At 68.4% G+C, this 22835-nt stretch carries 24 protein-coding genes; 13 read left to right on the top strand and 11 right to left on the bottom strand.

The window, feature by feature from the left end; genetic code table 11:
- Positions 1-7: 7 nt before the first annotated feature.
- The 5 genes from ACLQ3C_RS08310 to ACLQ3C_RS08330 form a co-directional block, all read right to left on the bottom strand.
- A complete protein-coding gene (locus ACLQ3C_RS08310) occupies positions 8-1183 on the bottom strand; it encodes a serine hydrolase domain-containing protein (RefSeq protein ID WP_425704574.1) in 1176 nt (391 codons plus the stop codon).
- A gap of 4 nt (positions 1184-1187) precedes the next feature.
- Positions 1188-2378, bottom strand: a complete 1191-nt coding sequence (locus tag ACLQ3C_RS08315; RefSeq protein WP_425704575.1) for an aminotransferase class I/II-fold pyridoxal phosphate-dependent enzyme — start codon at positions 2376-2378, stop codon at positions 1188-1190.
- A 114-nt stretch (positions 2379-2492) separates the two neighbouring features.
- On the bottom strand, positions 2493-3323 hold the full coding sequence (locus ACLQ3C_RS08320; protein ID WP_425704576.1) for an aldo/keto reductase: 831 nt from the start codon (positions 3321-3323) through the stop codon (positions 2493-2495).
- 66 nt (positions 3324-3389) lie between these two features.
- Complete coding sequence (locus tag ACLQ3C_RS08325; RefSeq protein ID WP_425704577.1) at positions 3390-4388, bottom strand: NADP-dependent oxidoreductase; 999 nt, start codon at positions 4386-4388, stop codon at positions 3390-3392.
- 85 nt (positions 4389-4473) lie between these two features.
- Entirely contained in the window at positions 4474-4947 is a 474-nt protein-coding gene (locus tag ACLQ3C_RS08330) for an NUDIX hydrolase (RefSeq protein ID WP_425704657.1), read from the bottom strand.
- Between the two features lie 154 nt (positions 4948-5101).
- Here ACLQ3C_RS08330 and ACLQ3C_RS08335 point away from each other — a divergent pair, with 154 nt between their 5' ends.
- Together ACLQ3C_RS08335 and ACLQ3C_RS08340 are read left to right on the top strand one after the other, a co-directional pair.
- Positions 5102-5620, top strand: coding sequence for a hypothetical protein (locus tag ACLQ3C_RS08335; protein ID WP_425704578.1), 519 nt, complete (start codon positions 5102-5104; stop codon positions 5618-5620).
- A gap of 62 nt (positions 5621-5682) precedes the next feature.
- On the top strand, positions 5683-5907 hold the full coding sequence (locus ACLQ3C_RS08340) for a hypothetical protein (RefSeq protein WP_425704579.1): 225 nt from the start codon (positions 5683-5685) through the stop codon (positions 5905-5907).
- A gap of 47 nt (positions 5908-5954) precedes the next feature.
- Here the strand turns inward: ACLQ3C_RS08340 and ACLQ3C_RS08345 are convergent, their stop codons facing one another.
- Positions 5955-6698, bottom strand: coding sequence for an SDR family oxidoreductase (locus tag ACLQ3C_RS08345; RefSeq protein WP_425704580.1), 744 nt, complete (start codon positions 6696-6698; stop codon positions 5955-5957).
- A 168-nt stretch (positions 6699-6866) separates the two neighbouring features.
- Here ACLQ3C_RS08345 and ACLQ3C_RS08350 point away from each other — a divergent pair, with 168 nt between their 5' ends.
- From ACLQ3C_RS08350 to malQ, 4 genes are all read left to right on the top strand, one after another.
- Positions 6867-7706, top strand: a complete 840-nt coding sequence (locus ACLQ3C_RS08350; RefSeq protein ID WP_425704581.1) for a helix-turn-helix transcriptional regulator — start codon at positions 6867-6869, stop codon at positions 7704-7706.
- 101 nt (positions 7707-7807) lie between these two features.
- Positions 7808-8455: an SDR family oxidoreductase gene (locus ACLQ3C_RS08355; protein ID WP_425704582.1), complete on the top strand. Its 648-nt coding sequence runs from the start codon at positions 7808-7810 to the stop codon at positions 8453-8455.
- Positions 8456-8533: 78 nt separating this feature from the next.
- Complete coding sequence (locus tag ACLQ3C_RS08360; protein ID WP_425704583.1) at positions 8534-9922, top strand: FAD-binding oxidoreductase; 1389 nt, start codon at positions 8534-8536, stop codon at positions 9920-9922.
- 54 nt (positions 9923-9976) lie between these two features.
- Positions 9977-12172 carry a 4-alpha-glucanotransferase gene (gene malQ / locus ACLQ3C_RS08365; RefSeq protein WP_425704584.1) on the top strand — a complete coding sequence of 732 codons (2196 nt, stop codon included), beginning with the start codon at positions 9977-9979 and terminating at the stop codon, positions 12170-12172.
- A 19-nt stretch (positions 12173-12191) separates the two neighbouring features.
- Here the strand turns inward: malQ and ACLQ3C_RS08370 are convergent, their stop codons facing one another.
- Complete coding sequence (locus ACLQ3C_RS08370; RefSeq protein WP_425704585.1) at positions 12192-13442, bottom strand: MFS transporter; 1251 nt, start codon at positions 13440-13442, stop codon at positions 12192-12194.
- 52 nt (positions 13443-13494) lie between these two features.
- Between ACLQ3C_RS08370 and ACLQ3C_RS08375 the strand changes: the two genes are divergently transcribed.
- Complete coding sequence (locus ACLQ3C_RS08375; RefSeq protein WP_425704586.1) at positions 13495-14682, top strand: ATP-grasp domain-containing protein; 1188 nt, start codon at positions 13495-13497, stop codon at positions 14680-14682.
- A gap of 61 nt (positions 14683-14743) precedes the next feature.
- On the opposite strand, the gene ACLQ3C_RS08380 is transcribed toward ACLQ3C_RS08375, so the two are convergent.
- On the bottom strand, positions 14744-15166 hold the full coding sequence (locus ACLQ3C_RS08380) for a globin domain-containing protein (protein WP_425704587.1): 423 nt from the start codon (positions 15164-15166) through the stop codon (positions 14744-14746).
- Positions 15167-15388: 222 nt separating this feature from the next.
- On the opposite strand from ACLQ3C_RS08380, the gene ACLQ3C_RS08385 reads away from it, so the two are divergent.
- Both ACLQ3C_RS08385 and ACLQ3C_RS08390 read left to right on the top strand, forming a co-directional pair.
- The gene (locus ACLQ3C_RS08385) at positions 15389-16885 is read left to right on the top strand and encodes a flavin-containing monooxygenase (protein ID WP_425704588.1); all 1497 of its coding nucleotides are present in this window, start codon (positions 15389-15391) and stop codon (positions 16883-16885) included.
- Positions 16886-16887: 2 nt separating this feature from the next.
- Positions 16888-17892 (top strand): zinc-binding alcohol dehydrogenase family protein, encoded by a 1005-nt coding sequence (locus tag ACLQ3C_RS08390; RefSeq protein ID WP_425704589.1) that lies wholly within the window; start codon positions 16888-16890, stop codon positions 17890-17892.
- Between the two features lie 38 nt (positions 17893-17930).
- Here the strand turns inward: ACLQ3C_RS08390 and ACLQ3C_RS08395 are convergent, their stop codons facing one another.
- Together ACLQ3C_RS08395 and ACLQ3C_RS08400 are read right to left on the bottom strand one after the other, a co-directional pair.
- Positions 17931-18695, bottom strand: a complete 765-nt coding sequence (locus ACLQ3C_RS08395) for an SOS response-associated peptidase (protein ID WP_425704590.1) — start codon at positions 18693-18695, stop codon at positions 17931-17933.
- Positions 18696-18746: 51 nt separating this feature from the next.
- Positions 18747-19250 (bottom strand): aminoacyl-tRNA deacylase, encoded by a 504-nt coding sequence (locus ACLQ3C_RS08400; protein WP_425704591.1) that lies wholly within the window; start codon positions 19248-19250, stop codon positions 18747-18749.
- A 299-nt stretch (positions 19251-19549) separates the two neighbouring features.
- Here ACLQ3C_RS08400 and ACLQ3C_RS08405 point away from each other — a divergent pair, with 299 nt between their 5' ends.
- The gene (locus tag ACLQ3C_RS08405) at positions 19550-20362 is read left to right on the top strand and encodes a sigma-70 family RNA polymerase sigma factor (protein ID WP_425704658.1); all 813 of its coding nucleotides are present in this window, start codon (positions 19550-19552) and stop codon (positions 20360-20362) included.
- Positions 20359-20667, top strand: coding sequence for a mycothiol system anti-sigma-R factor (rsrA, locus tag ACLQ3C_RS08410; protein ID WP_425704592.1), 309 nt, complete (start codon positions 20359-20361; stop codon positions 20665-20667). The genes ACLQ3C_RS08405 and rsrA overlap by 4 nt, the downstream gene beginning before the upstream one ends.
- A gap of 123 nt (positions 20668-20790) precedes the next feature.
- Here the strand turns inward: rsrA and ACLQ3C_RS08415 are convergent, their stop codons facing one another.
- On the bottom strand, positions 20791-20865 hold the full coding sequence (locus tag ACLQ3C_RS08415; protein ID WP_109239415.1) for a 50S ribosomal protein bL37: 75 nt from the start codon (positions 20863-20865) through the stop codon (positions 20791-20793).
- A 155-nt stretch (positions 20866-21020) separates the two neighbouring features.
- Between ACLQ3C_RS08415 and ACLQ3C_RS08420 the strand changes: the two genes are divergently transcribed.
- A complete protein-coding gene (locus ACLQ3C_RS08420) occupies positions 21021-21236 on the top strand; it encodes a biotin/lipoyl-binding carrier protein (protein WP_425704593.1) in 216 nt (71 codons plus the stop codon).
- Positions 21237-21266: 30 nt separating this feature from the next.
- Positions 21267-22796, top strand: coding sequence for a sensor histidine kinase (locus ACLQ3C_RS08425; RefSeq protein ID WP_425704594.1), 1530 nt, complete (start codon positions 21267-21269; stop codon positions 22794-22796).
- Positions 22797-22835: the final 39 nt, after the last annotated feature.

Genomic DNA, 22835 nt, shown 5'->3' on the forward strand with positions numbered 1-22835 from the left:
GCGCGGCTCAGCCCGGCAGCGCCCGATACACCGCGGTCTCGAAGTCCAGCGCGGCACCCATCGCGATCGGATCGGCGAACGGGAACACCTGGGTGGCCCAGGCGCCGGCGACCCCGCCGGCCGGATCGACCCAGAAGTACACGTTCGCCAGGCCCGCCCAGCCGTAGGACCCGGCTCGGCGGCCCGTCGGGGCGTCGCGCTCGTTGGTCATCGCGAGAAGGTTCCAGCCCTTGGCGATACCGGGAAAGAACTCGGCGTCGAGGGTGCGGCGCGGATCGACGCCGGGCAGTGCGGTGACCCGCAGGGTGCCGAGCTGATTGCGGGTGGCCGCCCGCGCGGTCTCCGGACGCAACAGCGGCTCACCGTCATCGGTGCGTCCGCCGCGCAGCCACATCCGCAGGAACCGAAGCAGATCCCCGACGGTGGAATAGAGCCCTTGCCCACCCATGTCGACCGGCGGTGTATCCGGTGCCGTCGGGATGCGCAGGGCCTTGAATGCGCCGTCGGGCATGCGTGCGTGCAGCGGTGCGACCCGCGCGAGGGCGTCGGCATCGCGCGCAAAAGCCGTGTCGGACATGCCCAATGGCGCCAGCAGGCGCTCGGTCATGACATCACCGAGCCGCCGCCCGGTGACGCCCTCGACGACGAGGCCGACCCAGTCGAGGTTCGTCCCGTACTCCCAGCGGGTGCCGGGGTCGGACATCAGTGTCGTGCCGAGCGATTCGACGGTGCCGGTCGCGACGTCGGGCAGGCCGAGTGCGCGGGCCACGCGGGTGAAGTCGGCGTCGAAGAAGGTGTAGGCGAAACCGGCTGTGTGGGTGAGTAATTGGCGGGTCGTGGGTGCGCGCAGTGGAGCACGTAGTTGTGGGGTGCCGTCGTCATCGAACCCGTCGAGGACCGCCACGTCGGCCAGGCGCGGCTCGTAGCGCGCAGCCGGCGCGTCGAGATCGAGTACGCCGTCGTCGACGAGTTGCAGGGCGACGGTCGCCGTGAGGGATTTGGTGACCGAGTACAGGGCCAGCACGGCGTCGGTGGTGATCGGTCCCGCGGCGCCGAGGTGGACCGTCTCGTCTGCGGTCGTCACACCGGCGACGACACCGGGGAGTCGCGAGACGTCGGCGGCGCGCAGCTGCGCATCGGCGGCGTGGGCGAGGCGTTCAGGGTCCGGCGGTGGCGTCGACATGGCTCTAGCCTCGCAGGCCGTCGACGAAGCGCTCCAGGCGTTCGAGGGCCTCGGTGAGGTCGGCGGTCGATGCGGCGTAGGAGAGCCGGACGTGATCGTCGGCGGTGGCGACCCCGAAATCCATCCCGGGAGTGAGCGCGACGTGCGCCTGGGTGAGTGCGCGCTCGCAGAACTCGGCCGAGCCCAGTCCGGTGCCCGAGACGTCGAGGTAGACGTAGAAGGCGCCGTCGGGTGGCACCGGGACCGGCAGCCCGATGCCCTCGAGTCCGTCGAGGACGAGCCGGCGCCGGTTGCCGAACTCGCGTCGCCGCTCCTCGGTGACGGCCAGCGACTCGGCGGTGAAACAACTGAGTGCGGCCAACTGGGCGAGGGTCGGCGGGCAGACATAGAAGTTCTGCGCCAGACGTTCGGTGACGTCGACGAGATCCGGCGGCAGGATCGCCCAGCCCAGCCGCCACCCGGTCATCCCGAAGTACTTCGAAAAGCTGTTGATGACAACGGTGTTCGCGTGGAAGTCGCCGCCGGCCGCCAGGACCGAGCGCGGCGGATGCCCATCGGCGCCGGGATCGGCGAGGCCGAGATAGATCTCGTCGACGATGCTCCATCCGCCGCGTCGGGCAACCGCCCGGCACAACGCGACGAGGTCGTCGTGGGGCACCGACGTCCCGGTCGGGTTCGACGGCGAGGCGACGATCACGCCGCGGGTGCGCTCGGTCCAGGCATCGGCCACCAGCGCCGGGGTCAACTGGAAACGGCTCTCCGGTGTGGTGGGGATCAACGACACCTCGGCGCCGAAGCTCTCGGCGAACTGGCGGTTGCACGGATAGGAAGGGTCGCCGACGAGGACCCCGTCACCGGGATCGATCAGCGCCGCGCAGGTCAGCAGCAGTGCCGCCGATGCGCCGGAGGTGACCGCGACCTGCCGCGGATCCACCTCGGCGTGGAAATGCGTGGCATAGAAGTCGGCGATCGCGGTGCGCAGTGCCGGCGTGCCCAGGGCGTCGGTATAGGCCAGCGGCCGACCGTCGGTGAGTTCGCGGGCCGCGGCGAGGAACGCCGGCGGCGCCCCGAAATCCGGTTCCCCGATGTTGAGCCGGATGACGTCGTGGCCGGCCGCATCGAGTGCACCCGCCTTCTTCGCGAACTCCATCGCGTAGAACGGTGCGACCCGCTGGGCCCGTCGGGAGATCTGCATGGACCTCATTGTGCGACCGGCCGGCCGGCGCCTGGTCGGCCGGGTGGGGGCCGAGACACGGCTGCGGCCGGCGGGGGGATCCCCGCCGGCCGCAGCGATTGCCGATGTGCCGGATCAGGGCACGTAGTTGAAGGAGTCGGGATCGGGCCCGCGCCGCTTGTCCTTGTTGAGACCGTCGATCGCGGCGGTGTCCTCGGGGCCGAGCTCGAAGTCGAAGAGTGCGAAGTTCTCCTCCACCCGCGAGCGCGTCACCGACTTCGGGAAGATGATGTCGCCGCGCTGAATGTGCCAGCGCAACACCACCTGTGCGACCGTGCGGTCCTTCTCCTGGGCGATCTTCTTGAGCACCGGATCGTCGAGCACATCGCCCTGGGCGATGGGCGACCACGCCTCGGTGGCGATGGCGTGCTCGGAGTTGAAGGCCCGCAACGCGTTCTGGGTGAGATACGGGTGGATCTCGATCTGGTTCGCCGCCGGCACCACGTCGGTTTCGAGGAACAGACGCTCGAGGTGGTGCTTCTGGAAGTTGGAGACGCCGATCGCGCGGGCCTTGCCATCGGAGTAGATCTTCTCGAGCGCCTTCCACGTCTCCACGAAGTCGCCGACCTCGGGCAGCGGCCAGTGGATGAGGTACAGGTCGAGGTGATCGACACCGAGACGCTTCAGAGACTCGTCGGTGGCCTTGATGGCGTCGTCGTAGGCGTGGTTGCCGTTGTTCAATTTGGACGTGATGAAGACCTCGTCGCGCGAGATGCCCGACTTGCGAACGGCTTCACCGACCTCCGCCTCGTTGCCGTACATCTGGGCGGTGTCGATGTGGCGGTAGCCGACGTCGAGTGCCGAGAGGGTCGCCTCGACGGTGTCCTCGGGCGTGATCTGGAAGACGCCGAATCCCAGTTGCGGGATCTGCACGCCGTTGTTGAGGGTGATGGAAGGGACTGTCATGGAACACCTTTCACTTCATTGTTGTGGGGTGCCCGCCGATGTGGCGGAGGTGGTCACCGGCGCCGATCAGGGGATGAGGACGAACTTTCCGCGCGGATGACGCTCCAAGAGATCGGCCAGCGCTTGCCCGGCCTGGGCGAGCGGGTAACGCGCGGCGACCTCGGTCACCAGTGAACCGTCTGCGGCCGCGGTGATCAATCCCTCGGCGGCCTCGGCCCGGTGGCGTTTGCTGTCGGCGGACGAACCGTCGACCAGCACGATGCCGTCGTCGGCGCGGCCGAAGGCGGCGATGCTCACGATCCGGGACCGGTCATCCACCAGGTGCAGCGAGACGTCGATGGCCTCGTCGGTGCCCACGGTGTCGATGGCGGCGGTGACCGGACCGGCGGCGGCGTCGCGCAGGCGGTCGACCAGCCCGTCGCCGTAGGTGACCGGGATCGCGCCGAGTTCGCGGAGATGATCGTGGTTGGCGGGTGCGGCGGTGGCGATCACCGTCGCCCCGGCCTGCACGGCGAGCTGTACGGCGATCACCCCGACCGCGCCGGCACCGCCATGGATGACGACGACGTCGTCCGCGCCGATGCCTGCGGTGGCCACGGCGTCGGCGGCGGTCACGCCGACCAGGAGCAGTCCGGCCGCGTGTTCGGCGTCGAGTGAGTCCGGTCGGTGGTGCAGGCGATCCGTGCCGACGACGACATGATCGGCGAACGCGCCGGGAACCGGATAGCCGACGACGCGTTGACCGACGGCGAATCCGTCGGTGTCGGGGCCGACGGCGTGGATGACGCCGGCGAGTTCGTTGCCGATCGGGCGGGGCAGTGCGGAGCGGTCGGTGCCCATGGCGCCGAGCACGATCTTCGCGTCGATGGGGTTGACGCCGATCGCCTCGGTGGCCACCACCACCTGCCCGGCGTCGGGGGTGGGTAACTCGGCCTTGACGACCTCGGTGACCTCGGTGGGGTCGCCGTAGTCGGTGGCAACGACCTGAACAGCGGTCACGGCCGCGGAGTCGATGTCGAGGGTGTTCTCGTTGGTGTTCTCGTTGGAATGTGGGAGTCCGGCCATGCTGGTTTCAAGGACTCGCTCGCGGGCGGTATTCCATCGCTCGCGTTCGGCGCGGTCACGACCGGGCCGTCACCGATCGGCATCCTCAGGTCGCGAACCAGGCCCGCTCCTCGTCGGCGAGCGCCTTGGCCAGACGCAGGCGCGTGGTCTCGGCGAGCGGTTGCGGCAGGTCGGCGGGGTCGAACCAGCCGACGTCGGTGTTCTCGTCGTCGGCGACGTGTGGTCGTCCACCGCGATATCGCGCGAGGAAGCAGACGTCGAGGTATCGGGTCTGATCACCGTTGGGATAGGTGATCAGCGGCGTGACGTCGACGCTCGTGAGCCGCACCACCTGGGCATCGATGCCGGTCTCCTCGGCGATCTCGCGGATGATCGCGTGTGCGGGTTCCTCGCCCGGTTCGAGAACGCCGGAGATGACCGCCCATTCGTCGGTGTCGGCGCGCCGGGCCAGCAGCACCCGGCCGGCATCGTCGACGACGACGCCGCTCACACCGGACAGCCATAGCGGGGAATGGCCCACATGGACACGAAGATCACTGATGAATTCGGGGATCGGCATGGCCTCGATCTTGCCGGTTAGTGCGGCGAGGGTCCCGCCCAGGCGGCATCCGCCCAGGTCGCGGCCGTTCACCGACCGGATTCGTACTCGCGTTCGAGATCTTGTCGGTGGCCGGTGCTTCACTGGCCCCATCCCGAGCAGAGGAGGCCCCCCGATGTCCGACCCGCACCAGTCCGAACCGCACACGCCCGAACCGCACACGCCCGATCCCGATCCCGGCCGGTCGTGGGCTGCGATGCGCGACTGGCTCGCCGACTCGGTGACCGGCATCCCGCAGGGTGGGGTCCTCGACCTCGGCCCGGGTGAGCACGACGAGTCAGACCCCGATGCCGGGGATGTCCCGTGCGCTCAGATTCTCGTTCTGCGTGACCACACGATGATGGTCCGGCTCTCGACCACGGTGATGGACGTTCCCATGATCGGTGGATATGTGGTGCCGCGGGCGATGCTCGACCGGTGGAACTATGAGGACCGGTTCGGCGACTGCACTCACGGATACCTGCTGACTCGCTCGCCCGGATGCGTCGCCGACATCTGCATCGCATGGTTCCGGGACCGCCGCGCCATCACCACCCCGACGATGCTGGGATGCAGTTACGCCACCGGCGACCCTCGACTCCTGAGCCCCAGTAGGAATGTACCCAGTCGGAACGCAGATGGGGGAGACCCCTGATCTTTCCCCCAGAAGTACGTCTGACCAGTGAAATCCCGCTCGCGGAGAGGCATGGTGGAGTCATGAACACACCACAAGACACCACCACAACCACCCACGGCAGCGGCCTCAATTTCTGGAAGGTCCTGGGCATCATCGCCATCGCGCTGATCGCGCTGGCGATGCTCGGCCCGATCATCAAGGGACTCTTCTGGGTCGGGCTGATCGCCTTGGCGATCTACGGCGGCTTCATGTTGTTCCGCGCATGGCGCAAGGGGCCCGGACGCACTCCCCCCTCGTCGTTCTGAGCCGAGGCCGCGGCGGAGCGGGGGCGCCGGAGATCCGGCGTCGAGGCTCAGTGCTGTTGTGCCAGTTGCTCGAGCAGCGCCTGACGGTTGCCTCGCACCTCGGAATGCCGTAGCGGCATGACCTGCTCCACCAGGATCTCGTCGGTGGCGTCCGGCAGCAGGGCGAGCACCTCGTCGAGGAAGTCGTCGAGCGGCATCGCCCACTCGGCCTGCCCCTGACCGGGCAGCAAATCGGTGCGGACGGCCGGTGGAGCCAATTCGAGAACGTCGATTCCCTTGGGCGCCAATTGGAATCGCAAGGAATCGGAGAATGAATGGATCGCGGCCTTGGTGGCGCTGTAGGTCGGGGTCGCCACCAGGGGAGTGAACGCGAGACCCGACGAGACGGTGATGATGGTGGCGCCGGGGCGGGCGGCCAGGAACTCGGTGAAGGCGGCCACCAGGCGCAGGGGTCCGAGGACATTGGTCTGTACTTCGGCTTCGGCGGTGTCGAGGAAGCCGGGTCCGGTGAGGTCCTCGACACGCATGATGCCCGCCATCGCGATCAGCACGTTGGTCTCGGGAAACCTGCGCTGGACGTCGGCGCTCACCTTTGCGACGTCGTCGGCGTCGGCGGTGTCGATCCGCACCGTGTGGATGCCGGGATGGCCGGCGGCGATCTCGTCCAGCAAGGCGGTGCGCCGGCCGCCGACGATGACCGTGTTGCCCAGTTCGTGCAGACGCACGGCCAGTCCCAGGCCGATCCCGGAGGTCGCCCCGGGGATGAAGACGGTGTTGTCGGTGAGTTTCATCGATGTACTCCTTGGCTGTGTGGTTTCGGTTCGGTGTCTGCATCTCGATCGTGTGGTCACGTCGACAACCCACTTCAGCTCGGTGTGCACCGGGCTGCCAGGCCGCAGTCATCCACGGACCGGTGATCCCTGGATCCGGGTCCGCGGTGGGGAGTAGAGGTGTAGGGCATGACCACCACCATCGATCGGGCGGGACTCGCGCAGTTCCTGCGCAGCCGCCGCGACGCGCTGGCCCCCGCCGATGTCGGACTACCTGCGGGTGTGCGGCGACGCACCCGCGGATTGCGGCGTGAGGAGCTCGCACAACTCGCCGGGATGTCGACCGACTACTACAGCAGGCTCGAGCAGCAACGCGGGCCGCATCCGTCGGCTCAGATGTGTGCCGCAATCGCCCAGGCCCTGCACCTGGGACTCGACGAACGCGATCACCTCTTCCGCTTGGCCGGGCTCAATCCGCCCGACCGGATCGATCACGACGACCACGTCGGTCCGGGGATGATGCGGATCGTCGACCGCCTGTCCGACACGCCGGCCATGGTCGTCAACAGTGCGGCGGAGACGTTGTGGCAGAACGCGCTGGCCGTCGCACTCGTCGGCGACGACAGTGTCTTCACCGGGTACCGCCGCAGTATCACCTATCGGTGGTTCACCGACCCCGCCACGCGGGCCCGATACCCGGCGGCCGACCACGACCACCACGCCCGCGCGCATACGGCGCGGCTGCGTGCGGCGGTCACCATGCAGGGCCCACGCTCGCGCCCGGCAAAGATCGCCGCGGCCCTGCAGGCCGAGAGCGCCGATTTCGTCGCGCTGTGGGAGCGTCACGATGTCGGTGCCCGGCTGACCGACGAGGACAAACGTCTCCTGCATCCCGAGCTCGGCGTGATCGAGGTGCGCTGTCAGACCTTGCTCGACCCTGAACGTGCGCACGCCCTGCTGGTGTACACCGCGGTGCCGGGCAGTGAGAGCCACGACAAGCTGGCGATGCTCGCGGCCGTCGGTGTGTGATTCGGTCGGCGCAATCGCGTCGTGGCGCATGCACGTCGTCGATGCCTAGGGTGGTGGGGACCGACCCCGATCGAATCGACCGACACGAAACGAGGTGCACTGTGGCACGAGTGATCATCATCGGCGGACACGGAAAGATCGCGCTGCGACTTGCGCGGCTGCTCACCGCGCGCGGCGATGCGGTGAGTTCGGTGATCCGCAACGGGGCACAAACCGATGACGTGGAGGCGACCGGTGCCACGCCTGTCGTCGCCGACGTGGAGAAGCTCGACGTCGACGGGATCGCCGGGCTGCTGCGGGGTCACGACGCGGTGGTGTGGTCGGCCGGTGCCGGCGGTGGTGATCCGGCGCGCACGTATGCGGTCGACCGGGACGCCGCGATCCGCTCGATCGACGCCGCCCGCGCCGCCGGGGTCGACCGCTACGTCGTCGTCTCCTACTTCGGTGCCGACCGCAACCACGGTGTGCCCGAGGATGATTCGTTCTACCCGTATGCCGAGGCGAAGGCTGCGGCGGATGCTCATCTGAAGGACACCGACCTGGCATGGACGATCTTGGGCCCGAGTCGCCTCACCGACGAATCGGGCTCGGGACGCATCGCGCTCGGTGGTTCGGGCGAATCGAAGGGCGAGACGAGCCGGGACAATGTGGCGCAGGTGGCCGCTGCGGTCATCGCCGATCCTGCCACGGCGCAACGGATGATCGAGTTCAACGACGGCGACCAACCGATCACCGAGGCGCTGCACTGATCGTCCTGCTTCGCCCGGTGTGCTCCGTTGCACCGTCCGTACCGCGCGGTCCGCGTGCCGGCCGGTGATAATCGGGTGATGACTGCCGTCGGGGACGTCGAACACGTCGAGGATGCTCTTGCCCGGATCGTCGGTGATGCCAATGTGCTCACCGACGCCGACGCGATGGCCGGATATCTCGTCGACTGGATGGGCCGTTACACCGGGTCGGCCGATGCGGTGGTGCGTCCCCGGAGCACCGACGAAGTTGCCGAGGTCGTGAGACTGTGTGCGGCCCAAGGCATCCGGATGTGTGTTCAGGGTGGTAACACCGGACTCGTCGGCGGGTCGGTCCCGCCGCCCGCGTCCGGTGGTGCGCCGCTGATCGTGCTGAGCACCGCGCGGATGACCGGCATCGACGAGGTCGACCCGGTCGGCCGGTGCGTCGGCGCGCAGGCCGGTGCCACCATTGCGGCGATCGACGCCCGCGCCCAGGACTACGGGTTGATGTTCCCGGTTGATCTCGCTTCCCGCGACAGCGCGACCGCGGGCGGGGTGGTCGCCACCAACGCCGGGGGCATGCGCATGATCCGGCACGGCAACACCCGCGCCCAGATCCTGGGCGTCGAGGCCGTCCGGGCCGACGGAGAGATCCTGCGACGCTGGTCGCCGTTGGTGAAAGACAATGTGGGATACGATATTCCGGCTCTTCTTGCCGGCAGCGAGGGTACTTTGGCGGTGATCACCCGGGTGCTGTTCCGCCTCGTCACGCCCCCCGCCGAGACCGTCGTGGTGGTGTCCGCGCACGAGCAGGTCGCCGACGCGCTCGCCCTGATCGGGCGGGCACGCGAATCGGGGCTGGCGGTCGAGGCCGCCGAATTCATGACTCACGACGGACTCGATCTCGTCCACGAGTACGGAACCCGGCGGCCCGTTGCCACGCCCGCGCCGTACTATCTGCTGGTCGAGGTGTCGGGCGCCGGCGACACCGAGGAGGTCGTCGTCGACCTACTCGAGGATGCCGAGGGGATCATCGACGCCGTGCTGGAACCCGGTCCGGCGCGGGCCCTGTGGGAGGTTCGTGAGCGCCACACCGAATCGATCGCACGCGCCACCTCGACGCCGGTGGTCAAACTCGACGTGTCCTTTCCGATCCGTGCCCTCGCGGCGGCGATCACCGAGCTGCAAGACCTCCCGGATCGGTTCGACTTCGCGTGCCGGCCGATCCTGTTCGGCCATGTCGGCGACGGAAACATTCACGTGAATCTGCTCGACGTGCCGGTCGAGTCGACCGGCGCCGCCACCGATACGGTGTTCTCGATCGTCGCAGCTCTCGGCGGCAGTATCAGTGCCGAACACGGTGTCGGGCGCGCCAAGGTCGCGTGGACACATCTGGGCCGATCAGCCGTCGACCTCGCGACGATGCGTGCGATCAAGGACGTCCTCGATCCACACGGACTGCTCAACCCGGGAGTGCTGTTCGGCTGATCGCCACCGGCGAGATGCCGCGCGCCCAGCCGCCGACGGTGAGACGATGCAGGCGTGGCCGATTCAGTGGTGCCCGATGCAGTGGCGACCGACGCGGTGGGAGCGCGACTGGCCGAGTTGGCGCGCCGCAGCGGGGTGGCGACGAGCTATGTGGGATGGGGTGACACCGATCACGAGGTGAGCGCATCGACGCTGCGGTCGGTACTCGACGCGATGGGGATCGCCGCCGACACCGACGAGCAGATCGACGATTCGCTGGCCGAACTCGACATCGCCGCGTGGCGGACGCTCGTCGCGCCGGTCACCGTGCTCACCGAGGGCGACGCGGCGACCTTGTGGGTCCATGTGCCCCACGGCAATCCGGTCGAGCTCACCCTCACCACCGAGGGCGGCGACCGGATCCGCCCGGTGCAACTCGACATCTGGTGGGAGCCGCGCGAGGTCGACGGGGTGCGCACCGGCCGGGCGAGTTTCGCCGTGCCCGACGGCCTGCCGCCCGGATACCACGAGATCACCGCCACCGACACCGTCACGCAGCGCACCGCGTCGGCACCGCTGATCGTGACGCCGCGCCGGCTCGACACCGCCGACGCGCTGCTGGGGGAGCAACGGTGGGGGACTGCTCTGCAGCTCTATTCGGTGCGGTCCTCACGGTCCTGGGGCGTCGGTGATCTCGCCGACCTGGCCGAGATCGCGGCGTCGACGGCGAGCACCTATGGCGCCGACTTCGTCCAGGTGAACCCGCTGCATGCGGCGCAGCCCGTCCCGCCGCTCGAGAACTCGCCGTATCTGCCGGTGACCCGTCGCTTCGTCAACCCGCTCTATATCGCGGTCACCGACATCCCCGAATTCGTCGACGTACCCAAGGCGGATCGCAAGGTCATCGAGAGGCTCGCCAAAAGCTTTGTGGCCGAGGACCTCTCGACGAAGAAGATCAAACGCAACAAAGCCTACCGGGCCAAGCTGGCGGCCCTGGAGATCATCCACCGGGTGCCGTTGCGGACCGCACGCGCCGCCGCCTACCGGCAGTTCCGGCGCCGGGAGGGGGAGGGCCTGCGCGACTTCGCCACCTGGTGTGCGCTCGTCGAGGAGTACGGCGCCGACGGTCCCGAATGGGAGGGCGAACTCCGCGATCGGGAATTCGTCGCGCAGCAGCGCCGACGGCTGGCCGAACGTGTGGAGTTCTACACGTGGCTGCAGTGGATCTGCGACGAACAGCTCGCCCTCGCCCAGCGTGCCGCGCGGGCGGCGGGGATGCGGATCGGCATCGTCGCCGATCTGGCCGTCGGGGTCGGCCGGGACGGCGCCGACGTGTGGACGCTCGGCGACGTCCTCGCGACCGGCGCCACGGTCGGCGTCCCGCCGGATGGCTTCAATCAGCAGGGACAGAACTGGAACCAGCCGCCATGGCATCCGCGGCGGCTGGCCGAATCGGGGTACGCGGCCTACCGCGACATGCTGCGCACGGTGCTGCGGCACGCCGGGGGCCTGCGCGTCGACCACATCCTCGGTCTGTTCCGGCTGTGGTGGATCCCGGACGGGCGCTCCCCGGCCGAGGGCACCTATGTGCACTACGACCACGATGCGCTGATCGGCATCCTCGCTCTCGAGGCGCAACGTGCCGGCGCCGTCGTCATCGGCGAGGACCTCGGGGTCTTCGAGCCGACGGTGCGCCAGACCCTGGCCGACCGGGGCATCCTCGGCTGCTCGATCCTGTGGTTCGAGCAGGGCGCCGACGCGCCGGTCCCGCCCGAGGACTATCGCGAACTCTGTCTGACGTCGGTCACCACCCACGATCTGCCACCGACCGTCGGCTATCTCGCCGGTGACCACATCACCTTGCGTGCCGAACTGGGACTGCTCACCGAGGGCGAGGACGCCGACCGCGCGCGCGAGGAACACGACCGCGATGCCATCCTCGCGATGGCCCGGAAACGGGGGCTGTGGTCGCCGGACATCCCGTTGACCGATCCGCGCACCGTCGATGCGCTCTACCAGCTCATCGCGGCGAGCCCGTCGGTGTTGCTCGGGGTGGCGCTCGTCGACGCGGTGGGTGAACGGCGCATCCAGAATCAGCCGGGAACCGACTCCGATCAATATCCCAACTGGTGTATCCCGCTGGCCGACGAGGACCGGCGCCCGGTGCTCATCGAGGACCTGCCGGCGAATGCGCGGTTCGCGGCGCTGGTCGCAGCGCTCGAGGCGGCCGGAGTCGGTGGGCGCCCAGAGTCCGACGACACCTTCGGCTGAACGCGATGAGCCGGCGCCGTCAGGCGGTATCCGCACTGCGGCGCAGGGCGAACACGATGAGGATCATCGCGAGCGCGCACAGGATGCCGACCCCGATGTTGAATGCGATGCCCGCGGTGACCAGGCCCCAGTGGGCCGCGGCGATCCCCTGCCCGATGATCGGGACCGACAACGCGACATAGGCGACCACGAAATAGGTGGAGGTCACCTCGGCGCGGCGGTCGTCAGGGCTGGCGGCCACCACTGCGGCCATCCCCTTGCTGAACGAAATGCCTTGGCCGACACCGGAAATCACGGCACCGATGATCAGCAGCGTGAGCGAGGCCGCGGCCAGCGACCACGCCAGCACCGCGACCCCGACGACGAGTATCGCGCATCCGGCGATCAGTGCGGTGCCGGTGGGTGCGCGGCGGCCGATGATCTGGATGGCCGCCGACGAGGCCAGCAGCAGTGCGACGAGGGCACCCGCAGCGGCATGATTGTCGATGCCGATCACCTTCGCCAGAAACGACGGAGCGATGCCGGTGAAGGTGCCCAGCACTGCGAACCCGGCGAACGCGGCGATCGCCGGGCCCGTGAAGACCGCCCGCACCTGCGGTGGCACCGACAGTCGTTGCAGGCTCAGCCGGGCGCCCGGGGTGATCGTGACCGGTTCGGCGATGAACCAGACGGCTGTGCCGACGAGGGCGAGGACGACGAGGTCGACCACGAAGACGGTGTGCAGCGGTGCCGGCGCGTACTCGGCGAGCAGGCCCGCCACCAGCGGGCCGAGCCCGAGTCCGCCCATGTTGGCGGCGGTGGCGATCGCCGGGGCCCGCGACTGCCACGAGCGGGGCGCGAGTTCGATCACCGCGGCCGTCGCGGTGCCGGTGTAGATACCCGCCGACAATCCGGAGACGACGCGGCCGGCGAGTAACTGGCCGAGCCCGCCCGCGGTGACGAAGATGACCGCGCTCACCGCCGAGATCAACACGCCCGCGATCAGCAGCGGCCGTCGGCCCACGACATCGGACCAGCGTCCGCACAAGATCAGGGCGGCGATGACCCCGGCGGCGTACACGGCGAAGATCACCGTCGTCGTGGTCACCCCGAAATCCAGTTGCGAACCGTAGATCGAATACAGCGGCGTCGGGATGGTCGTCCCCATCATCACCACCGCAAAGGCGGCCACCGCCGCCCCCAGCGCGGGACCCGGGCGCAACGTCCGGCGCGCGGAGGCCGGACCGTCGGGGTGTCGGCCGGTGCCGCCGGGTGGTGTGTTGGTTGCCATGGCGTTTCTCAGCGTATCGCCGGCGGCGCGCGGTCGACTACTCTACGACCACATGGCGCCTGCTGATCCGCGAATCCTCGTCACCACCTCCCGGATGCCGTTCGCGGTGGACGAGATCCACAAGCTCGGCGAGACCGGCCGGTTCGTGGTGGCCACCGACACGTTCCGGGCCGCGCCGGGAAACCACTCGCGCGGTGCGAGCAAACACCGCATCGTGCCGGCCCCCGCGCAGGAGCCGCGGGCCTTCGTCGACACGATCGCGACGATCATCGACGAGGAGCAGATCAACTGGCTGCTCCCGATGTTCGAGGACGTCTTCTACCTCGCCCGGCACCGCGAACAACTGGCGGCCGACCGCGATATCGAGCTCTTCTTTCCCGACCTCGACACCTTGCGTCTGGTCCACGACAAGGTCAGTTTCACCCAGTTGTGCAAGCAACTCGATCTCCCGGTCGCCGAGACGATCACCGCCACCGACAAAGATGAGCTGCGCACCGCGCTCGGGCACTGGGATCACTGGTTCGCGCGCGCGGCCTTCGGCCGCGGCGGGCTCGACGTGGCGACCAACACCGGCCCGCTGGCCGGCGAGATCAGCCCCGAGGACATCGAGCCGACCGCCGAGAACCCATGGCTGGTGCAGGAGTTCCTCAAGGGCGTCGATCGATGCAGCTGGAGCGTCGTACACCACGGCGAGGTGGTGCTGCACTCCTGCTACGAGCATCCGCTGGCCATCGACAATCGCGGCGGGGTGATCTTCCGTTCAGTCGACTCGCCGGAATCGCTGGAGACCGCGCAACGCATTGCGCGCGAACTGAATTGGCACGGTCAGCTCAGCTTCGACTACCTGATGACCGAAGACGGTGTCCACCACATGGTCGAGTGCAATCCCCGCCCGACCGCTGGTTGCACCGTGGCCACCGCCGAGGAATTGGACACCGCGCTCTTCGCGCCCGGCGAACTCGTCGTCGTCCCGGCCGGCCGCAAGAGGATGATCCGGGCGGCGGTGATCCGCGACGCCCTGATGCACCCGAGTCACGCGCGCGCCGACCGGGACGCCGCACGCGGCGCCTTGGGAGTGTACGAACAGCGCAAAGACCGTCTGCCGCTGCTGTATTCGGCGTTGTCGCTGCAGCACGTGTGGGCCTACCGCAAACAGCTCGGGATCGATCGCGACAAGGGCGAGACGCTGGTGGCCACCCAGTTCTTCGACGTGCTCTACGACGGATCGCCGATTCCCTGAGCCGGTACTTCCCTGAGCCGGCAACTTCCCTGAGCCGGCAAATTCCCTGAGCGGCCGATGCTCAGGCGGCGCCGGAGTCGGTTTCGGCCTCCGGATATCCGGCGAGCATCAGGTCGGCGACCGCGGTCAGTGCCTGCGCCCACTGCGCCGTGTACTCGTCGGTCCATGCGGGCCCGGCGATCTCGGCCATCGTGGCGATCAGGGTCTGCGCCACCACCGGATACAGCGCCTCGCCGACACCGAGATCGGCGTGGCGGCGGCCGAGCGCGCCGAGTGTGGTGGTCAGCCATTCCGGATCGTCGAGGTGTTCGACCACGCTGATCACCGCCGTCCGCAGCATGGCGGCCTGGCCGCGGGTGCTGCGGCTGAACATCGGCTGGACCTCGGGATGGGCGGCGAAGAGCTTCTCGTAGAACAGTACGGTGAGTCCGTCGTCGGGCAGATCGACGAGGGCGAGGCTGGCGGTGAGGGTGTCTTTGTCCATGCCCACAGGGTGGGTGGCGCGGGTTTCGTCTGCGCAACCTGCGGAAAGCGCTCGGTAAAAGCAACCTCACAGCGGGCGGGGCCCCGTGTGAGGACTTTCTGCCCACGCGCTCGGACTGTGCGACAGACGCTAGAGTGATCTGCGTTACTGTGGAAGCGGGTAACAGATAGAGATGGGGGTCGCGGGCCCGGACGGCACAGCGACACTCGGGAGGAGCGGGTCATGTCATTGCATCATGAGGTCATCATCGTCGGCGCCGGATTCGGTGGGCTCGGCGCGGCCATCGAGTTCCGGCGGCTCGGAATCGACGACATCGCCATCCTCGAACGCGAGGACGACCTCGGCGGCACCTGGCATGTCAACCACTACCCAGGGCTGGCCGTCGACATCGCGTCGGTGACCTACTCGTACTCCTTCGAGCCGAATCCGTATTGGTCGCGCTTGTTCGCCCCGGGCCCCGAACTCAAGCGCTACGCCACCCACATCGCCGACAAGTACGACCTCAAGCGGCACATGGAATTCGGCACCGCGGTGGCCGGCGCAGAGTGGGACGATAGCCGGCAGCGCTGGACGGTCCGCACCGCCGACGGCACCGAACGCACGTGCCGGTATCTGGTGACCGCGACCGGCTTCCTCTCGCAACCCCATATCCCCGACTTCCCCGGAGTCGATACCTTCACCGGCAGCATCCTGCACACCGCGGCCTGGGACGATTCCGCCGATCTCACCGGCAAACGGGTGGCGATCATCGGGACCGGGGCGACCGCCGTCCAACTGATCCCCGAGGCGGCGCGCGTCGCGAAACACCTGACGGTGTTCCAGCGCACCCCGATCTGGGTGGTGCCCAAGGTCGACTTCGCCATCCCGAAGCCGGTGCAGCGCTTGTTCGCCCGGGTCCCCCTCGCGCAGCGGGCGGCCCGCCTGGTCAACACGTCCCTGCTCGAGATGCTGATGGTGTTCGGGGTGCTGCACTTCCGGCAGGCGCGGCTCGGCAACATGGCGGCGGCGATGCTCGCCAAGATGCATCTGCGCGCCCAGGTGCCCGACGCATCGTTGCGGCGGGCACTGACCCCGGACTACGACTTCGGCTGCAAGCGACCGACATTCTCCAACAGCTACTTTCCCGCGTTCGTCCGCGACAACGTGACGCTCGAGACCAGTGGCATCGGACATCTCGACACCGGTGCCATCGTCGTCGGCGACGGCCGCCGGACCGAGATCGACACCTTGATCCTCGCGACCGGATTCGACCTGTGGGACAGCAACTTTCCCGCTTTTCCGGTCGTCGGCCGGGACGGCGTCGAGTTGGGGCAGTGGTGGCGGACCGAGCGGTTCCAGGCATATCAGGGCATCACCGTCCCGCGCTTCCCGAACCTGTTGTCGCTCAACAGCCCGTACTCCTACAGCGGACTCTCGTACTTCACCACCATCGAGGGACAGATGACCCACATCGGCCGGCTCTTCGAGGAACTGAGACGACGCGGGGCGTCGACCTTCGAGGTGACCGAGCAGGCCAACGCCGACTTCCTCGGCGAGGTCACCGACAATCTCGCGTCGTCGGTGTTCTACCGGGGCAACTGTGCGAGCTCGCGCAGCTACTACTTCAACCACCAGGGCGAGGCCGCGTTGTTGCGGCCCAACTCCACGCTGACCACCCTGCGGAAAATGGGTAACTTTCCGCTCGACGCCTATGCGTATCGGAACGCGCCTACTGTGTGACCATGCGTGCATGGGCCGTGAACCGTCCCGGACCGATCGACACCGCGCCGTTGGCGTTGGTCGACAAACCGGTGCCCGAACCCGGGGCCGGAGAACTGCTGGTACGCATGCGTGCCTGCGGGGTGTGCCGCACCGATCTGCATGTCTGTGAAGGTGATCTGCCGGTCCACCGGCCAGGGGTGACGCCCGGCCACGAGGTGGTCGGCGAGATCGTCGGCCTCGGCGACGGCGTCGCCGGATTCGGTATCGGTGACCGGGTGGGCGTTGCCTGGCTGCACCACACCGACGGCACCTGCGCGTACTGTGCCCGCGGCGACGAAAATCTTTGCCCTGCATCGGTCTACACCGGGTGGGACGTCGATGGGGGCTACGCCGAATACACCACCGTGCCCGCCGATTTCGCCTATCCGCTACCGGCGGGGGTCGACGATGTGACCCTGGCCCCGCTGCTCTGTGCCGGCATCATCGGATACCGCGCGCTCAAGCGGGCCGCACTCCCGCCCGGCGGTCGACTGGGACTCTACGGCTTCGGCGGCAGCGCGCACCTCGCCGCGCAGGTGGCGATCGCACAGGGCGCCCGGGTGCATGTGATGACGCGCGGCGAACGGGCGCGTGAGCTGGCGCGCTCGCTCGGCGCGGTCTCGGCGGTCGGCGCCTACGACGCCCCGCCCGAGCCGCTCGACGCCGCGATCACCTTTGCCCCGGTCGGCGAACTGGTACCGGTTGCGATGCGTGCCCTGGACCGGGGTGGTGTCCTGGCGATCGCCGGCATCCATCTCAGCGATATCCCGGTGCTGAACTATGAGCGAGAGCTGTTCTACGAGAAAGAAATTCGTTCGGTCACCGCCAACACCCGCGCCGACGGCCGCGAATTCCTGGAGCTGGTCGCCGAATACGGCATCACCGCCACCACGCACCGATACCCACTCGCCCGCGCCGATGTGGCCCTCGCCGACCTGAAGGCCGGGCGCTTCGACGGCGCCGCGGTGCTCGTGCCCGACGATTGAGTTCTCACCGAGCCTCGGGCACGCGGCCGGTGGGCCGGTCAGGCCGGGTTGAGCAGTTCTGGCGAATTGTTGACGACCCGATTGACCAGCGGCGACACCTCGCGGATCGCGATGGCGGCCGCGACGTCGGCGCTCGGCGGCGCGAACAGATCCGTCGGCGCCTGATGATCGGGATCGAGCCACGCATCCCAATTTCCGTACGGCATGATCAGCGGCATCCGATCATGGATGTCGCGCAGGTCGCCGACGGCGTCGGTGGTCAGGATCGAGCAGCTCAGCAGCGGTGACGCAGCAGGATCGGTACGGTCGCGCCACACCGACCACAGGCCCGCCATGAACACCCGGGTGCCGTCGGCCGGGGACATGAAGAACGGCACCTTGGTCGGCTTGCCCTTGGCGTCGGGCGGCCCTTTCTGCCACTCGTACCAGCCGTCCATCGGCACCAGGCAGCGGCGCGACTTCACCGACGACCGGAACGAACTCTTCTCGCCGGCCGTCTCGGCGCGGGCGTTGAACAGCAGCGGACCCTTGCCGATCTCTTTGGTCCAGGCCGGGACCAGACCCCACCGCATGGCGCGCACGCGCAGCCGCGGGTCGTCCTCGGGCTCGTCATGGTCGTGCCGCTTGACGACGGTCATCACGGTCGTGGTCGGTGCGACGTTGTAGTTCGGTCCGGGCACACCGGGCGCCTTCTGACCCGATCCGTCGGCGTTTGTCGGTGCGTCGAGCGGCACCTCGTTCACGGCATCGATCTCCGCGGCGAGTTTCGCCGGGTCGGTGGTCACCGCATAGCGTCCGCACATGACCTCATGTCTACCCGACGGGGCGTGCGGATCGGTGGTCGGACGACGGTGTCAGGCGGTCTTGTCCGCGCAGATGCCCGCGGTCACCGCGGAGGTGATCGCGATCAGGTCGGCCGGCGCCAACTCGACCTCCAGACCACGGCGCCCGGCGCTGCACAACACCCGCGGCCACCGCAGCACCGACTCGTCGATCACGGTGGGCAGCGCAGTGCGCTGACCGATGGGGGACACCCCGCCGAGTACATAGCCGGAACTGCGGGTGACCGCCTTCGCGTCGGCCAGCACCGCTCGGCCCGCGCCCAGGACGGCTGCTGCGGCCTTCAGCGACAACTTGTACGGAACGGGCAGCACGGCCACGGCCAGGCCTGAGGCTGCCCCGGTCAATTCGATGACCAGGGTCTTGAGGACCTGTTCGGGCGCCACACCGAGCCTGCCGCCGAGTAGGGCGACGGCCTCGGCGCCATATGCGGCGCTGCGCGGATCGTGGCGATACCGGTGGACCTCGTGGGTGATCGCCGCCGCGGTGAGCGTGGCGATGGCCGGTGTCGCGGACACACATACCTCCTCGGTGAGACCGGTGGGCCGACCGGTCGGAGAAAGCCTGGCAGGGGAGAACTGATGGCGGAACACAGCAGGCGTCGGACGGAACAATTGTCGCGCCGGCCCTGTTATCACCACAGGACCGGGCGGATATGACCGCATCATCGCAGGTGGATGCGGCGTGTAGCCCCAGTGACGATCTCGGGGTCTCCTTGGGAGACGACTCGAAGCAGCGGAAGGCAGGTGGGCAGATGAACTCGGAGATGCTGCTCGATCCCCCTCGAACACCGCCGGCCGGTGCCGGCTCGGTAGACTTGATCGACATCATCGGATCACCGGAATCGGTGTCCGCCGGCGTCATCACCGAAGGGATCGCAGTGACCGAACCCGATTCAGGCGCTCGCGAGAGTGCCCCGGCCGACTCCGCGCAGGACTTGTCGGGCAAGACTGCCGACAAACGGTCCGCGCGTACCGTCACCGGTTCGGCCGAGGGCCCCGGCTCCGCCGCTCCGCGCCGCGCCGACCCCGGCGAGAGCGCCGCCGACCTGACCGAGCGATTCGAGCGTGACGCGTTGCCGCTGCTCGATCAGATGTACGGTGCGGCGCTTCGGATGACGCGCAAACCGGCCGACGCCGAGGACCTGGTCCAGGAAACCTACGTCAAGGCCTTTTCCGCCTTCGCGTCGTTCCGGGAGGGCACCAATCTCAAGGCGTGGCTGTACCGGATCCTGACCAATACCTACATCAACGGCTACCGGAAGAAGCAACGGCAGCCGGCTCAGTACCCGACCGACGAGATCACCGACTGGCAGCTCGCGGCGACCGCCGAGCACTCGTCGACGGGTCTGCGGTCGGCCGAGATCGAGGCGCTCGACGCGCTGCCCGACGACGAGATCAAGGCAGCCCTGCAAGCGCTGCCCGAGGATTTTCGGATGGCGGTCTACTACGCCGACGTCGAGGGGCTGCCGTACAAGGAGATAGCCCAGATCATGGACACCCCGATCGGCACCGTGATGTCGCGTCTGCACCGAGGTCGACGGCAACTGCGCGAACTGCTCGCCGACGTCGCCCGTGAGCGGGGCTTCAACCGTTCGGTCAGCACGACCACGAGCGAGGTGGCCCGATGAGCGAAGCCCACGTACCCACCGACGACGACCCGGAATTCAGCTCGCTCGATTGCTCGGCAGTCATCGCCGACGTCTGGCTGCTGCTGGACCACGAATGCGACCCGGACGCGCGCGCACGGCTTCAGGGGCACCTCGACAACTGCCCGTCATGCTTGGCGCACTATGGCATCGAGCGTGACCTCAAAGCGCTGATCAACCGCAAATGCGGGGGCGAGCACGCGCCCGCCGGACTCCGCGACCGGCTGCGGGTGGAGATCCGCAAGACCGTCATCGTGCAGGAGACGCGCTACACCTCCGGAGACTGACACACCCAGTAGATTGAGAAAAGACGCAGGTCATCGGCCTACGACAACGCCCGGGCGGAACCGGTCCCATCGGACCGGGCTCACCGCACCGGGCGTTTGTCGTTCATACGCCGAGAACTGAGCTCAGGCGTTGGGTCGCTTGCCGTGATTGGCTGCGCTCTTCTTCCGAGCGCGCTTCTTGCGTCCGCGCTTACCCATGGCGGGCCTCCTTCATCGAGTTGTGCCCCCAGATTGTCCCACGAGCAGTGCAGTGTCCGGGAATCGGTGCGTGACTGCCCCTGCCGAGGGTCGGATGCGGCCGTCGTCGGCGCGCGCGGGGTGGACCAGATCCAGGGTGGGCTAGATTCAGGGGCATGGCTGAAGACGTCGTGGCAGAGATCGTGGCGAGCGTGCTGGAGGTGCGGACCGGGTCGGGCCGGCACGTCGAGGTCGGCGACACACTGGTGCTGCTGGAGTCGATGAAGATGGAGATCCCGGTGCTCGCCGAGGAACCCGGCACCATCGCCGAGATGAAGGTCCACGTCGGGGACGTGATCCAGGCCGGCGACATCATCGCCGTCTACGAGTGATCGCCTGAGGCGAGGCGAGATCCCACCGCCATGTCCACCCTGGCCGATCTGCTGGCCGAGCACACAACGCTGCGCGAGCGTGCCGCGGCGCATCTGCAACGGCTGGTGGCCGAATGGCAATTGCTGGCCGACCTGTCCTTCGCCGATTTCGTCCTGTCGGTGCGTACCGAGGCCGGTGACATCGTCAACGTTGCCCAATGCCGGCCCAACACGGCGTCGACGGTGCTGCCCGACGACGAGGTCGGACGCGTCGTCGACCCGGCCGTGCACCCGCAGGTCTTCGGCGCCTTCGCCGAGGGCCGCATCCTTCGCGACGAGGACCCCGTCTGGCTGGGCGCGACGGCCATCCGGCGTGAGACGGTGCCGGTGCGGTTCATCGACTCCACCGGCGGCGTCGCGGTGGTGGGCGTGCTCACGCGCGCGGTCGACCTGACCCATCCGCGGCTGCCGTCCCCACTGGAACTCGCCTATCAGAATTCGGCCGGCGACCTCTGCCAGATGGTCTCCGACGGCACGTTCCCGCAGCAGGAGGGCAATCCGCGGGGGCTCTCGACGCCGCGCGCCGGGGATGGTTTCGTGCGCATCGACGACCGTGGGGTGGTCGTCTACGCGAGCCCCAACGCGTTGTCGGCGTTCCACCGCATGGGCTGGAGCGCCGAACTCGGCGGAACGCGCCTCTCGGAGGTGACCGCGGCCCTGCTGACCGATCCGTTCGAGTCGCAAGACGCGGCTTTGCTGATCGACGCCGCATGCGGGGTGAGTGATCCGCCGACCGGGCCCTACCGCGATGTCGGGATGCGGATGGAGGCGAACGCCCGCCGCGCCACAGTGCTCATCCGTGCCGTGCCCTTGGCCCCACGCGGAGCCAGCACCGGTGCAGTGGTCCTGATCCGTGACGTCACCGAGGTCAAACGTCGTGACCTCGCGCTCATCAGCAAGGACGCGACGATCCGAGAGATCCACCATCGGGTCAAGAACAATCTGCAGTCGGTGTCGGCGCTGTTGCGACTGCAGGCGCGGCGCACCTCCAACGATGAGGCACGCACCGCGCTCACCGAGGCGGTGGGGCGGGTGGCGTCGATCGCGCTTGTGCACGAATTGCTCTCCGGCAGTGTGGATGAGGAGGTCGACCTCGACGAGGCCGTCGATCGACTGGTGCCCACCCTCGTCGACGTCGCCTCCGGTGACCGGCCGGTGTGGGTGCGCCGCCGCGACCGCCTAGGCGTTCTGGCCGCCGACCTCGCGATGCCGTTGGTGATGGTCCTCACCGAGCTGATCCAGAACGCGATCGAGCATGGCTTCGTTGCCGCGCGCACCGACGCGCGAATCGACATCCACGCCGACCGTGACGTGCGCAGCCTACGGATATCGGTGCGCGACAACGGTTCAGGGCTGCCCGACGGCTTCGACATGACCTCGTCGGAACGGCTCGGCCTGCGTATCGTGGCGACGCTGGTGTCGATCGAGCTCGGCGGTGAGGTGAGTGCGATGCACAACCCGGATGGTCCCGGCGCCGAGTTCGTCGTGGTGATCCCGCTGCATCGGGAAGCCACGCGCTGACCCTCTGGTGCAGTTGAATCCGGCCGTGCAGGCAGATGT

It is taken from the genome of Gordonia sp. DT30 (assembly GCF_049844915.1).
GTDB lineage: Bacteria > Actinomycetota > Actinomycetes > Mycobacteriales > Mycobacteriaceae > Gordonia.